Source organism: Sinomonas susongensis (assembly GCF_005877005.1).
In the GTDB taxonomy this organism is placed as follows: Bacteria; Actinomycetota; Actinomycetes; order Actinomycetales; family Micrococcaceae; genus Sinomonas; species Sinomonas susongensis.
In genome coordinates this window covers 73,443-86,415 of the sequence record NZ_SSNH01000005.1, presented here as the reverse complement: position 1 = coordinate 86,415, position 12,973 = coordinate 73,443, and the positions used below count along the sequence as shown (strand labels likewise).

Here is a 12,973-nt window from a genome sequence, read left to right as displayed (position 1 = left end):
CCTTCTGTCGTCCGGGCGGGGAAGACGAGCTCTCCCATAGACTTGCACGGAGTGCAGACTTGCACTTAGTGTAGTGATGTGACATCGACCGAGACCCCGTCCCGCCGCGAGCTCAACAAGGCCGCGACGAGGCAGTCGATCGTGGTCGCCGCCATGCGGCTCGCGCGTGAGCGCGGACTCGGCGGCTTCACGGTCGAGGACATTTCCGACGCCGCCGGCGTCTCCCGCCGCACCTTCTTCAACTACTTCTCGAGCGCCGAAGAAGCGATCACAGCCCCGACGTTCGTCTTCCTCGACACCGCCCTCGAACGGTTCCGTGACCGCCCCAAGGGCGAGCCACTCCTCGAATCGGTCATCCAGATCCTCCTCGCGCTCGCCGACAACGAGTTCATCGAGCCGATGGCCCAGTCGTTCCTCGTCTCGCACGGAAACGATCCCGCCACGCGGTACCAGCTGCAGGCCTTCGACGAGTGCCGCGACAAGATCGTGGCTGCCATCCGGGAGCGCGAGGGCGAGTCGCTCGACGAGGTCTACGTCCACGCCCTCGCCGGCTCCGTCATGTCCTGCGGCAAGGCAGCCCTCGAAGTCTGGCTCGCCGAACGCCGGGGTGACCTCGCGCCGTCGTCCCTCGACCGCCTGAGCGAGCTCCTCGTGGCCGCTTTCGCGCACCTCAAGTCCGGCTTCGCTGCGCCTTAGGCCCTCCGAGCCGCGTCCCTCCGCCTGCTTCAGCCTCACCTCTCCCACCTGCCCACCAGTAGAAGGCATCATGGCTACTCTCCTCTATCGCCTCGGCCGGTTCGCCTACGACCGCCGCTGGCTCGTCGTCTCCCTCTGGTTCGTCATCCTGCTCGCTGTGGGCGGCTCGGCGGCCGCGTTCCACGGCGCGCTGAGCAACTCGTTCCAGATCCCCGGCACCGAGACCCAGCGCATGCTCGACAAGCTGCAGAGCGATCTGCCGTCCTCGGCGGGCGGCAGCGCAACGATCGTCTTCGAGTCCCCGAACGCCGCGTTCACGGCGGACCAGAAGCAGGGCATCAGCGACGCCCTGAAGAAGGTCAAGGGGCTCGACGGCGTCCAGAACGTCACCGACCCGTTCGCCACCCAGGCCCAGCTCGACGGCACCGCAGCGCAGCTCGCGGACGCCCAGAAGCAGCTCACCGCCAACGAGGCCCAGCTGACCGCCGGCCAGCAGCAGCTGGACGCCGAGCGGCAGCAGCTCGCCGCAAGCGGCATGCCGCAGGCCGCGATCACGAGTGCGACGGCGAGCGCCCAGGCGAAGCTCGACTCCGGCGCCGCTCAGCTCGCTCAGGCCAAGGCCAGCCTTGCGCTCGGCCAGCGGCAGGCACAGGCTTCGCAGGGCCTGCGCTTCGTCTCGACTGACGGCAAGGCCGCGATCGCGACGATCCAGTTCACCAAGTCGACCGACGCGCTCCCCTCAGACCTCCGCCAGAACGTCCAGAAGCTCGCGGCCCAGGTCCCGGGTGTCAATTCCTACGCGAGCAAGGAGCTCACGCAGGACATCTCGCAGCTCTTCGGCACATCGGAGGCCACCGGCGTCGTCATCGCCGCGGTCGTCCTGCTCGTCATGCTCGGTACCTTCGTCGCCGCGGGCCTGCCGCTGCTCATGGCGCTCATCGGCGTCGGCGTCGGCGTGGGCGGCACCTTCGCCCTCACTGGCGTGGTGCAGATGAGCTCGACGACCCCGATGCTCGGACTCATGCTCGGCCTCGCGGTCGGAATCGACTACTCGCTCTTCATCGTGAACCGGCACCGGACGCAGCTCCTGCGGGGCATGACTCCGCGGGAGTCGGTCGGGCTCGCGATCGGCACCTCGGGCAACGCGGTCATGTTCGCGGGCATCACCGTCATCATCGCCCTCGCAGCCCTCGTGGTCCCCGGGCTCCCGTTCCTGGGCGTCATGGGCATCGCCGCTGCCGCGACGGTCGCGGTTTCGGTCCTCGTCGCCGTGACGCTCCTCCCGGCCGTGCTCGGCTTCGCAGGCCGACGCATCATCTCGAAGCGCCGCTGGGCGAAGGCCGAAGCGCAGAACGCACGCTTCGGAACCACAGATGAGCGAGACGGGGCAGAGGCGCGCGAGGACGTCGCGAAGTCCGAGCGCGGCTGGGGCGGCTGGGTCACGCGGCACCCCTGGATCGCCCTCGTCGCATCGGTCGTGGTCCTCGGCGCCCTTGCACTCCCCGCGGCCCAGCTCCGCCTCGCACTGCCGGACGGCGGCTCCGAGCCCGTCGACTCGAGCGCCTACAAGGCGTACGACGCGACGGGCAAGTACTTCGGCCAGGGCATGACGGGCCCGATCATCGTGGTCGGAGAGCTGCCGTCGGGCCTCGACGCGACCGCCGCGAAGACCAAGGAGTACGACGTCGCCGACCAGCTCCGGTCTGTCACGAACGTGACCGCCGCCGTGCCGGTCGCCCTCAGCGACAACCGACAGACGGCCGTCTTCCAGGTCATCCCCTCGGACGGCCCAGCAAGCGCCAGCACCGTCCAGGTGGTCAACGACCTGCGGGCCAAGGGCGCACAGATCAAGGCGCAGACGGGGGTCACGATCGGGCTGACCGGCCAGACAGCCGCGAACGTCGACGTCTCCTCGAAGCTCGCGGACGCCCTCCCGCCGTACCTCGCGATCGTCGTCGGGCTCTCCCTCGTCCTCCTGCTCCTCGTGTTCCGTTCGCTCCTCGTCCCGCTGCTCGCGACCGGAGGCTTCCTCCTCTCGCTCGGCGCGGCGTTCGGAGCGGTCGTCGCCGTCTACCAGTGGGGCTGGCTCGGTCCGGTGTTCGACGTCACGCATCCGGGGGCAGTGCTGAGCTTCCTGCCGATCCTGCTCATCGGAATCCTGTTCGGCCTCGCCATGGACTACCAGGTGTTCATCACCTCGGGGATCCGAGAGGCGTTCGTGCACGGGCAGGAGGCGCACCTCGCCGTGCGGACGGGCTTCCGCCACGCGGCCCGCGTCGTGACCGCCGCCGCGGTCATCATGGTGAGCGTGTTCGCGGGCTTCATCTTCAGCCACGTCACGATGATCAGGCCCCTCGGCTTCGCCCTCGCACTGGGCGTGCTGCTCGACGCGTTCGTGGTCCGCATGACCCTGGTTCCCGCCGTCATGCGCCTCATCGGCCGGGGCGCGTGGTGGCTGCCGCGCTGGCTCTCCCGGCTCCTGCCGGACCTCGACATCGAGGGCGCCCAGCTAGAGCGGACGACGGCGGCACCAGCCCAGGTGCCGGAGCCCGCCGCCCGCTGACCCTGCCGGACGGATCTCCGGCTCCCCGGCGCCGGGACTAGGCTGGGCGGCGTGACTATCACGCCGCCCAGCCTTCCGTCGTCTTCCGGCCCGCTGGCCCCCCTCGTCCTTGCCTCCAAGTCGCCCGCGCGCACCAAGCTCCTTGCCGAGGCGGGGATCCCGCACCGTGTCATCGTCTCGGCCGTCGACGAGGAAGCGGTAGCGGCCGCACACCCCGACGCCACCCCCGGGGAGACGGCGCTCCTCCTCGCCCGCGCGAAGGCCGAGGCCGTGGCGACCCTCCCGGAGGCGGCCGGCACGCTCGTGCTCGGCTGCGATTCCGTCTTCGAGTTCGACGGCGAGGCCCTCGGCAAGCCGTACACGGCCGAAGTCGCCACCGAGAGGCTGCGGGCGATGAGCGGCCGCAGCGGCGTCCTGCACACGGGGCATTGGCTCGTGGACTGCCGCGACGGGATCCTCTCGGACGACGGCGTGCTCTCCTCGGCCGTCGTCGAGTTCACCGAGATGTCCGACGACGAGATCGCCGCGTACGTTGCGACGGGCGAGCCGCTGCAGTGCGCAGGCTCGTTCACGATCGACGGCTTTGGCGGGGCATTCCTCGCCCGCGTGGAGGGCGATCCGCACACGGTCGTCGGGCTCTCGGTCTCGACGCTCCGTTCGCTCCTGGCCCGCGGGGGCGTGGCCCTGACCGACCTCTGGGAGCCGGCCGTCGTCGACCGCTGACGCCACGCACTCCCGGCGGCAGACGTTTTGTAGGGACCCCACAAAGGAACGCCGTCTCCCCCGCCGAAACCGCCACCAATATGGGCGATTCCACCAAAGGAGCGCTAGGCTCACGGGAGCACAGAACGGAGAAGCCTTGTCCCTCAAAGCTGGAAGCAGCCCCATCACCAAGGTCCTCATCGCGAATCGCGGGGAGATCGCCGTGCGCGTCATCCGCGCGGCCCGCGACGAGGGCATCGCGTCCGTGGCGGTCTACGCGGACCCGGATCGGGACGCGCTGCACGTGCGCCTCGCAGACGAGGCGTTCGCGCTGGGCGGGACGACGGCTGCGGAATCGTACCTCGTGATGGACAAGCTCCTCGAGGCTGCACGTTCCTCGGGCGCTGATGCGGTTCACCCCGGCTACGGATTCCTCTCGGAGAACGCCGAGTTCGCCCGCCGCGTCATCGACGCGGGCCTCACTTGGATCGGCCCCTCCCCCGAGGCCATCGCGGCGCTGGGCGACAAGGTCCGTGCGCGGCACATCGCCGAGAAAGTCGGCGCGCCACTCGTTCCGGGTACGAAGGACCCGGTCGAATCCGCCGACGAGGTGCTGGCCTTCGCCCGTGAATACGGACTCCCCATCGCCATCAAGGCGGCCTACGGCGGCGGCGGCCGCGGCATCAAGGTCGCCCGCACGCTCGAGGAGATCCCCCACCTCTACGAGTCCGCGGTGCGCGAGGCGACCGCCGCGTTCGGCCGCGGCGAGTGCTTCATCGAGCGGTTCCTGGACGCCCCACGCCACGTCGAGACGCAGTGCCTCGCCGACGTGCACGGCAACGTCGTCATCGTCTCGACCCGCGACTGCTCCCTCCAGCGCCGCAACCAGAAGCTCGTCGAGGAGGCGCCGGCGCCGTTCCTCAGCGAGGAGCAGACCAAGCGCCTCTACGAGTCCTCGAAGGCCATCCTCAAGGAAGCCGGCTACCTCGGGGCGGGCACGTGCGAGTTCCTCGTCGGCCAGGACGGCACGATCAGCTTCCTCGAGGTCAACACCCGGCTCCAGGTCGAGCACTGCGTGTCCGAAGAGGTCACGGGGCTCGACCTCGTGCGCGAGCAGTTCCGCCTCGCACGCGGCGAGGAACTCGGCTACGACGATCCCGAGATCCGCGGCCACTCGTTCGAGTTCCGCATCAACGGGGAGGACCCCGGCCGGAACTTCATGCCCGCGCCCGGCACCGTCGAAACGCTGAGGTACCCGGCGGGCCCCGGCGTCCGCGTGGACTCCGGCATGGAAGCCGGAGAGGTCGTGAGCGGAAACTTCGACTCGATGCTCGCGAAGCTCATCGTGAGCGGGGCGAGCCGCCAGCAGGCGCTCGAGCGCGCGCGCCGCGCCCTCGACGAGCTCGTCATCACGGGCATGCCCACCGTCGTCCCGTTCCACGCCGCCGTCGTCCGCGACCCCGCCTTCGCGCCGGAGTCCGGGCCGTTCCGGGTGCACACGCGCTGGATCGAGACCGAGTTCGAGAACGAGATCCCGGCCTGGTCCGGCACGCCGGAGGCCGCAGCGGACGACGCCGGCGAGCGCCAGAGCGTCGTCGTCGAGGTGGGCGGCAAGCGCCTCGAGGTGACGCTCCCCGCTGGCCTGGGCGGTGTGGCGAAGGCCGGGCGGTCGAAGGCCAAGAAGGCCCGCTCGTCCCGAGGGGGCGGCGCCGCGGCGGTCGCGAGCGGCGATGCCCTCACGGCGCCCATGCAGGGAACGATCGTGAAGGTTGCCGTCGCGAACGGCGAGCAGGTCGAGGAGGGCGACCTCGTCGTCGTCCTCGAGGCAATGAAGATGGAGCAGCCCCTCACGGCGCACCGCTCGGGAACGGTGCACGGCCTCACCGCCGAGCCGGGCCAGACCGTCACGGCCGGCTCCGTCATCGCGACGATCGAGGACTGACCAGGGCTTCCGGGCCCCGCTAAGGCTTCTCGGCCCAACAAGCTTCTCGGCCCAACAAGTACGGGACCCCGCAACGGCAGAAGCCGTTGGGGGGTCCCGTACTTGTTGGCTGGGCTCAGGCCGAGATGTTGTCCTCGAACTCGCGGTCCTTGGTCTCACGGGTCAGGAACAGGGCCACGAGGGTGAGCACCGCCGCGACGGCGAGGTACACGCCCACGAGAACGGTGCTGCCCTTCCCGGCCTGCCAGAGCGCGATGGCGATGAACGAGGCCGGTGCGGCGCCGATCACGGAGGACAGGTTGTACGCGATCGCCGATCCGGTGTAGCGGACGTTCGCGGGGAACAGCTCCGGCAGGATCGCGGCCATCGGGCCGAACGTGGCGCCCATGAGCGTGAAGCCGACGATGAGGCCGACCATCGCCGCCCCGGTGCCGGGGCCGAACATGAGGCCCCACAGGAAGCCGAAGGCGAGGATGCCGAAGGTCACCCAGATGAGGAACCTCCTGCGCCCGTACTTCTCCGCCAGAGGCCCGGAGACCACGGTGAACACGCCGAAGAACACGACGCCGACGATGAGCATCCAGAGGAACAGCCCGCGATCGATGCCGAGGCCGGGCACGAAGGTCGACGGATCGAAGGCCTTGCCCGCCTTCTGGGCGGCCGCTCGGGCCACCTCGACCTTGTTGGTCGCGGTCGCGTAGGTGAGCGTGAAGCTCGTCGTGAGGTAGAAGAGCACATACGTCGCGAGCATGATGAACGTTCCCGCTATGACGGCCCGCCAGTGGTGCCTGAACGTCGCCGCGAGCGGGACCTTGACGACCTTGTCCTCCTCGAGGACCTTCTGGAAGGACGTGCTCTCGACGAGCTTGAGCCGAACGTAGAGGCCGATCGCGACCATCACGATGCTGAACAGGAACGGGATGCGCCACCCGAAGTCCTCGAACTGCTTCGCCGTGAGGAAGCTGTTCATGACGACGTACATGGTGTTGGCGATGATGAAGCCGATCGGGGCCCCTAGCTGTGGGAACGTGCCCCAGACCGCCCGCTTGTTCGCGGGCGCGTTCTCGGTCGCGAGCAGCGCGGCTCCGGACCACTCGCCCCCGAGCGCGAGGCCCTGGAGGAAGCGGAGGACGACGAGGAGCAGCGGGGCGAGGACGGTCCACCCGGGCGTCGTGGCCGGCGGGAGGACGCCGATGAAGAAGGTGGCCAGGCCCATGGTGAGGAGGGATGCGACGAGCGTCCCCTTGCGGCCGAGCCTGTCGCCGAAGTGGCCGAAGACGATCGAGCCGACCGGGCGCGCCACGAACGCGACGCCGAAGATGGCGAACGAGCTCAGGATCGCGTTGATGTCGGTCGCGCTCGGGAAGAAGAGCTTCGGGAAGACGAGGACCGACGCTGTGGCGTACGCGTAGAAGTCGAAGAACTCGATTGTCGTGCCGATGACGCTCGAGAAGATCACCCGCCCGCGGCTGTTCTTCCCTGTGCCCTGCGGTTTCGCTGTTTCGGCGACCGCTCGTGTAGCCATGGTGCCCTGCGCCTTTCACAGAATGCTGGACCCCTGCTGAAAACCGGGTCCGAAATCTCAGTACGCCTGATCCTATGAACGGCGTCCGATAGTCGGACAGTCGGTCCAGATAATGAGACGGACGAACAGGGGGTTTACGGCTCACCGAGGCCGCGCGCGGGCTGAGAGGTCGATGTCACCGACCGTTTACAGCTCGCGACCCTCGCGGAAACGCACCCTTCCTAGCGTGGGAACCAGACCCCGGGCTTCAGACCCCGTTCCCGCTTCAAGGAGGGCCAGATGAGCACCGAACCCCAGACTGCGCCAACCGTCCGGCCGTTGAGCCTGGACTTCCGGGCAGGCCGCTGGATCGAGCATTGGAACCCGGAAGACGCGGGCCAGTGGGAGCGAGAGGGACGCGCCATCGCCCGACGCAATCTCTCCTGGTCGATCTTCGCGGAGTTCCTCGGCTTCGCGGTGTGGCAGCTGTGGTCGATCGTCGTCGTCTCGCTCCCCGCCGCCGGCTTCAAGTTCGACACGGCCCAGACGTTCTGGCTCATCTCGATGCCGAGCCTCGTGGGCGCCACGCTGCGGATCCCGTACACGTTCGCCGTCTCCCGCTTCGGGGGACGCAACTGGACCATCGTCTCTGCGCTCCTCCTCCTGATCCCCACCCTCGGCCTCGCGGCCTGCGTCGCGAACCCGTCGACCCCTTTCTGGCTCATGCTCTTCGTCGCGGGCCTCTCGGGGTTCGGCGGCGGGAACTTCGCGAGCTCCATGGCCAACATCACGTTCTTCTACCCCGCGAAGGAGAAGGGCTGGGCGTTGGGCCTCAACGCAGCGGGCGGCAATCTCGGCGCCGCGGTCTCACAGCTCGCCGTGCCGATCGCGGTGAGCCTCACCGCCGTCGTCGTGACCGGAGGCGTGGGTGCTCCGGGAGCCGGCGGGACGCTCGCGATAGCAGGCCTAATGTGGGTCCCGCTCATCCTCGTCGCCGCCTTCGCTGCCTCTCGGAGGATGAACAACCTCACGAACGCGAAGGGCGACCTCGCCGGTTCGCTCGCGGCCCTCAAGGAGCCGCACCTCTGGGTCGTCGCCTTCCTCTACATCGGCACGTTCGGTTCGTTCATCGGCTTCGGCGGAGTGTTCCCCAAGCTCATCCACGACATGTTCCCGCCCTACTCGACCTTCACCGTCGGGCCAGCCGCGCTTTCGCTCGCGTTCCTGGGACCGCTCGTGGGCTCGCTCGCGCGGCCATACGGCGGCAGGCTTGCCGACCGGTTCGGCGGCGCACCCATCACGGTCGCGTCGTTCGCGGTCATGGCCACGGCGACCCTCGCACTCATCGCAACGCTCCCGCTCAAGAGCTTCTGGCTGTTCCTCGGCCTCTTCCTCGTGCTGTTCGCCGCGAGCGGCATCGGCAACGGCTCGACCTACCGCATGATCCCCGTGATCTTCGCCCGAGCGAGCCGGGCCGCCAGGTCCGGAGCCGCGCAGTCGCAGACCGCCCGCCTGTCCTCGGCCGCCCTGGGGCTGGTCTCGGCGATCGGAGCGTACGGCGGCTTCGCGATCCCGCAGCTCCTCGGCGCCTCGAGCAGCGGGACGGGCTCGTATGTGCCCGCCTTCTTCGGCTTCGTCGGCGCATACGCGCTCATGCTGATCGTCTCGTGGGCCTGCTACCTGCGCCGCGGGAGCGCCGTGGCCGGGGCGGGGGCCTGACGTGGCGGCTCCGGCGGATCGTCTCCCCCACCCCGCGGCCCAGCCGGCGTCGACGGCGACCCACTGCCCGTACTGTGCGCTCCAGTGTGGACTGAGCCTGACGCCCGCGCCTGAAGGCGCGACACCCCTCGAGGTGACTGGCCGGGACTTCCCTGCGAACCGGGGAGCGCTGTGCCGCAAGGGCTGGACCTCGGCGGAGCTCCTGAGGCATCCCGAGCGGCTCGTGGAGCCCCTCGTCAGGGACGAGCAGGGGGTGCTCCGGCCCGTGGGCTGGGACGAGGCGCTCGGCCGGGTTGCGGCCGAGATCCGCCGGGCCCAGTCGGTGCACGGGCCGGACGCGGTCGGCGTCTTCGGCGGCGGCGGCCTGACCAACGAGAAGGCGTACCTGCTGGGCAAGTTCGCCCGGGTCGCGCTCGGCACCTCGCGCATCGACTACAACGGCCGGTTCTGCATGTCCTCAGCGGCGGCTGCCGCGAACCGCGCGTTCGGCATCGACCGGGGCCTCCCGTTCCGGCTTGCCGACCTTGACGACGCCGACACGATCCTCCTGCTCGGCTCCAACGTCGCCGACACCATGCCGCCATTCGTCCGGCACCTTGAGGGGGCGCGCGCGGCGGGCGGGCTCGTCGTCGTCGACCCGCGCCACTCGGCCACAGCCGGACTGACCGACGACGGCGCGGGCACTCACCTCGCGCCCGCGCCGCACACGGACCTCGTGCTGCTTCTGGGCCTGGCGCATGTCGTCGTGAACGACGGGCTGCTGGACTCGCCCTACGTCGCGGAGAGGACCCACGGGATCGAAGCCGTCGTCCGGTCTGTCGCGCCGTGGTGGCCCGAGCGGGTCCAGGCGGTGACAGGCGTGCCCGCGGAGGCCGTCCGCGCGACCGCTCACCGCCTCGCGTCCTCCGCCCGGACCGGCTCGTGCTACATCCTCACGGGACGCGGCGTCGAACAGCACGCCGACGGCACCGACACCGTAACCGCCGCGATCAACCTCGCGCTCCTCCTGGGCCTCCCAGGTTCCACCCGCGGCGGCTACGGAACGCTCACAGGCCAGGGCAACGGCCAAGGCGGGCGGGAGCACGGTCAGAAGGCGGACCAGCTCCCGGGCTACCGCAAGATCACGGATCCGGCCGCCCGGGCGCACGTCGCTGGCGTGTGGGGCGTCCCCGAGGCGAGCATCCCCGGCCCGGGGCTCCCGGCCGTCGAGCTTCTGCGAACCCTGGGAACGGGCGACGGCGTGCGCGCGCTCCTCGTCCACGGTGCCAACTTCGCGGTCTCCGCGCCGGACGTCTCGCAGGTCCTCGAGGGCCTGCGGAAGCTGGACTTCCTTGCCGTGTGCGACTTCTTCCTCTCCGAGACGGCCCGCGAGGCCCACGTGGTGCTGCCCGTCCTGCAGTGGGCCGAGGAAGAGGGCACGATGACCAATCTCGAGGGCCGTGTCCTGCGGCGGCGCAGAGCCGTCGAACCGCCCGCGAACGCGCGGTCCGAACTGTGGATCCTGAACCGCCTCGCGGAACTGCTGGACGCGCCGTCGTCCTTTCCCACCGATCCCCAGGACGTCTTCGAGGAGCTGCGCGCGGCCTCGGCCGGGGGCCCCGCCGACTACTCGGGGATCTCGTACCCCGCACTCGACGCCGGCGAAGAGGCCTATTGGCCGTACCCGCGAGGATCGCACGGAACCCCGCGCCTGTTCGCGCGGCGTTTCGCCCACGACGACGGGCGGGCGCGGCTCGTCGCCGTCCGCGCGCCGACCCCCGGCTGGGCCTCCCCGCCGCCGGCCCTCGAGGAGTTCCAGCTCGCGACGGGACGCCTGCTCGAGCACTATCAGTCGGGGGCACAGACGCGCCGCGTCCCTTCACTCAGCAGCGCGCAGCCCGAACCGCGCTTGCAGCTCCACCCCGCCTCCGCCGCCCGCCTGCGCCTCGAAGACGGGGCGTGGGTGCGCGTCACGCGGGCCGACCCGTCGGTTCTGGGGGCGCCTCCCTCAGACCCTGGGGTGGTGTGCCGGGTCGAACTCACCGCGGGCATCCGTCCGGACACCGTGTTCCTGCCGTTCCACTTCCCGGGCCTCGGCGCCGCGAACCAGGTCACGGAGGCCCGCACGGATCCGATTTCCGGGATGCCCGAATTCAAGACGACGCGCGTCCTCGTCCAGCCCGCGGGCGTTCCGCCTCCCGGCCTCCGGTCCGTCGATCCCCATCTCGTCCCCGCCGCCCAGCGGAAGGAGCACAGGTGAGCTACACCGCCGAGCAACACGGTCCCAGGCCGGTGGACGCCCCGGAGCGCATCGTCGTCGTCGGCTTCGGGCCCGTCGCGGCACGCTTCGTCGACGAGCTCCGACCCGCTGTCACGGCGGGACTCGCCGAAGTGACGGTGATCGGGGAAGAGGAACAGGCTGCGTACAACCGGGTCCTGATCGCGGACCTGGGCGTCGGACGGACGACGCTCGCCTCCATGCGGCTCGCCGACCCCGACGAGCTGGCGGTCGACGGCGTGCGGGTTGTCCTGGGCACGAACGTCGCTCGGATCGACAGGAGGCGACGGCTCGTCCACGTTTCGAGCGGCGCTCCCCTCCCCTACGACCGGCTCGTCCTCGCGACCGGTGCCCGGCCCGTGATCCCCCGCCTCGCCGGCCTCGACCCGGATCCGCTGCACCCCGTTCTGCCACGCGGAGTTGCCGCACTGCGGGACCTTGCCGACGCGGAATGCCTCTCCGAGGCCGTGCGTGGGCGCCGACGGATCGTCGTGCTCGGCGGCGGGGTGCTGGGTCTCGAGGCGGCACTCGCGGCGTCGGAGGAGGGCGCGTCCGTCACACTCGTGCACCACGGGGAGCACCCCTTGGGACGTCAGCTGGACCGGGGCGGCGGGGCGACGCTCAGCGCCGTCCTGCGCGGCGGAGGCCTTCGGATCGCCTCCAATGCGCGGGCAACCGGCATCGAAACCGGCGAGGACGGCGAGTTCCGCGCGGTGGTCCTCGACGACGGGTCGGCGATCGACGGCGACCTGCTCGTCCTCGCGTGCGGCGCCCAGCCGCGGCGTGAGCTCGCCGAGGGTGCCGGGCTCGCCGTCGGCGCCGGGATCCTCGTGGACCACGGTCTCGCCGCGGTGCACGCGGAGAACGTCTTCGCGATCGGCGACTGCGCCGAAGTGCGCTGCGCAGAGCCGGCGTGCGAGGCGTGCCGGCGGGGGTCCGCGCCGAGCGGACTCATAGCCCCGGGGTGGCGGCAGGCCGATTGGCTCGCCGCGTCGTTCCGCTCGGAGCTCCTCGGCGAAGCCGACCCAGCGCCCCTGCCGGAGGAGCGTCCAGGAGTCATCCTCCTCAAGGCGCGCGGGGTCAACCTCGCGGCTGCCGGGGACGTCCAGCGCGAGCCGTGGGAGTCCATCGCCTGGGACGCGGACGACGGGGGCCGGCTGCCCCTAGAGGTTTCGCTGTGGGCCGACCCGGCCCATGGGCGCTACGTCAAGATGTGCACGCGCGGGGGCGTCCTGGAGGGGTTCCTTGCCCTGGGCATGCCGCGCGCCGCAGCCGAGCTGACGCTCCTGTTCGGCAGCGGAGCCGAACTGCCGGCGGACCGGTCGGTGCTGCTCCGACTCGACGGGCCGGAGAGCTCCCTCGGCGTGCCGGGCTCCTCGGCGGGGCCCGAATCGACCCTGTGCCGCTGCGCCGGAGTGAGTCGCGGCAGCGTGCAGGAGGCGGTGCTCGGCGGGTGCGCGACGGTTGAAGAGGTCTCGAGGTCGACCCGTGCAGGGACGGGGTGCGGCGGCTGCCGAGACTCCGTGCGCGCGCTCATCGAGGAGCACCTCGCGGGAGTCGGCGCATAGGCCCTCGCGCATTGAAGGCGCG

At 70.6% G+C, this 12,973-nt stretch carries 8 protein-coding genes; 7 read left to right on the top strand and 1 reads right to left on the bottom strand.

The genetic code is table 11. From position 1 onward, the window contains the following. Window positions 1-78 precede the first annotated feature (78 nt). The 4 genes from E6A21_RS08290 to E6A21_RS08275 all read left to right on the top strand — a co-directional run bounded on the left by E6A21_RS08290 (window position 79) and on the right by E6A21_RS08275 (window position 5,903). The gene (locus E6A21_RS08290; RefSeq protein ID WP_246036278.1) at window positions 79-696 is read left to right on the top strand and encodes a TetR/AcrR family transcriptional regulator; all 618 of its coding nucleotides are present in this window, start codon (window positions 79-81) and stop codon (window positions 694-696) included. A 70-nt stretch (window positions 697-766) separates the two neighbouring features. Continuing rightward, the gene (locus tag E6A21_RS08285; RefSeq protein ID WP_138443677.1) at window positions 767-3,259 is read left to right on the top strand and encodes an MMPL family transporter; all 2,493 of its coding nucleotides are present in this window, start codon (window positions 767-769) and stop codon (window positions 3,257-3,259) included. A 93-nt stretch (window positions 3,260-3,352) separates the two neighbouring features. Then, window positions 3,353-3,982 carry a Maf family protein gene (locus E6A21_RS08280; RefSeq protein ID WP_138443835.1) on the top strand — a complete coding sequence of 210 codons (630 nt, stop codon included), beginning with the start codon at window positions 3,353-3,355 and terminating at the stop codon, window positions 3,980-3,982. A 136-nt stretch (window positions 3,983-4,118) separates the two neighbouring features. Beyond that, on the top strand, window positions 4,119-5,903 hold the full coding sequence (locus E6A21_RS08275) for an acetyl/propionyl/methylcrotonyl-CoA carboxylase subunit alpha (RefSeq protein WP_138443676.1): 1,785 nt from the start codon (window positions 4,119-4,121) through the stop codon (window positions 5,901-5,903). A 115-nt stretch (window positions 5,904-6,018) separates the two neighbouring features. Here the strand turns inward: E6A21_RS08275 and E6A21_RS08270 are convergent, their stop codons facing one another. Beyond that, entirely contained in the window at window positions 6,019-7,428 is a 1,410-nt protein-coding gene (locus tag E6A21_RS08270; protein WP_138443675.1) for an MFS transporter, read from the bottom strand. A gap of 279 nt (window positions 7,429-7,707) precedes the next feature. On the opposite strand from E6A21_RS08270, the gene E6A21_RS08265 reads away from it, so the two are divergent. The 3 genes from E6A21_RS08265 to E6A21_RS08255 are packed head-to-tail and all read left to right on the top strand — an operon-like array spanning window position 7,708 to window position 12,951. After that, window positions 7,708-9,126 carry an MFS transporter gene (locus tag E6A21_RS08265; RefSeq protein ID WP_138443674.1) on the top strand — a complete coding sequence of 473 codons (1,419 nt, stop codon included), beginning with the start codon at window positions 7,708-7,710 and terminating at the stop codon, window positions 9,124-9,126. 1 nt (window position 9,127) lies between these two features. Continuing rightward, window positions 9,128-11,365: a molybdopterin oxidoreductase family protein gene (locus tag E6A21_RS08260; protein WP_138443673.1), complete on the top strand. Its 2,238-nt coding sequence runs from the start codon at window positions 9,128-9,130 to the stop codon at window positions 11,363-11,365. After that, complete coding sequence (locus E6A21_RS08255) at window positions 11,362-12,951, top strand: FAD-dependent oxidoreductase (protein ID WP_246036276.1); 1,590 nt, start codon at window positions 11,362-11,364, stop codon at window positions 12,949-12,951. The genes E6A21_RS08260 and E6A21_RS08255 overlap by 4 nt, the downstream gene beginning before the upstream one ends. Window positions 12,952-12,973: the final 22 nt, after the last annotated feature.

What these genes read in the sequence shown, in the direction of transcription:
- E6A21_RS08285 (WP_138443677.1), top strand. Translation starts at nt 767, where the DNA reads ATGGCTACTCTCCTCTATCGCCTCGGCCGGTTCGCCTACGACCGCCGC.
- E6A21_RS08270 (WP_138443675.1), bottom strand. Translation starts at nt 7,428, where the DNA reads ATGGCTACACGAGCGGTCGCCGAAACAGCGAAACCGCAGGGCACAGGG.
- E6A21_RS08265 (WP_138443674.1), top strand. Translation starts at nt 7,708, where the DNA reads ATGAGCACCGAACCCCAGACTGCGCCAACCGTCCGGCCGTTGAGCCTG.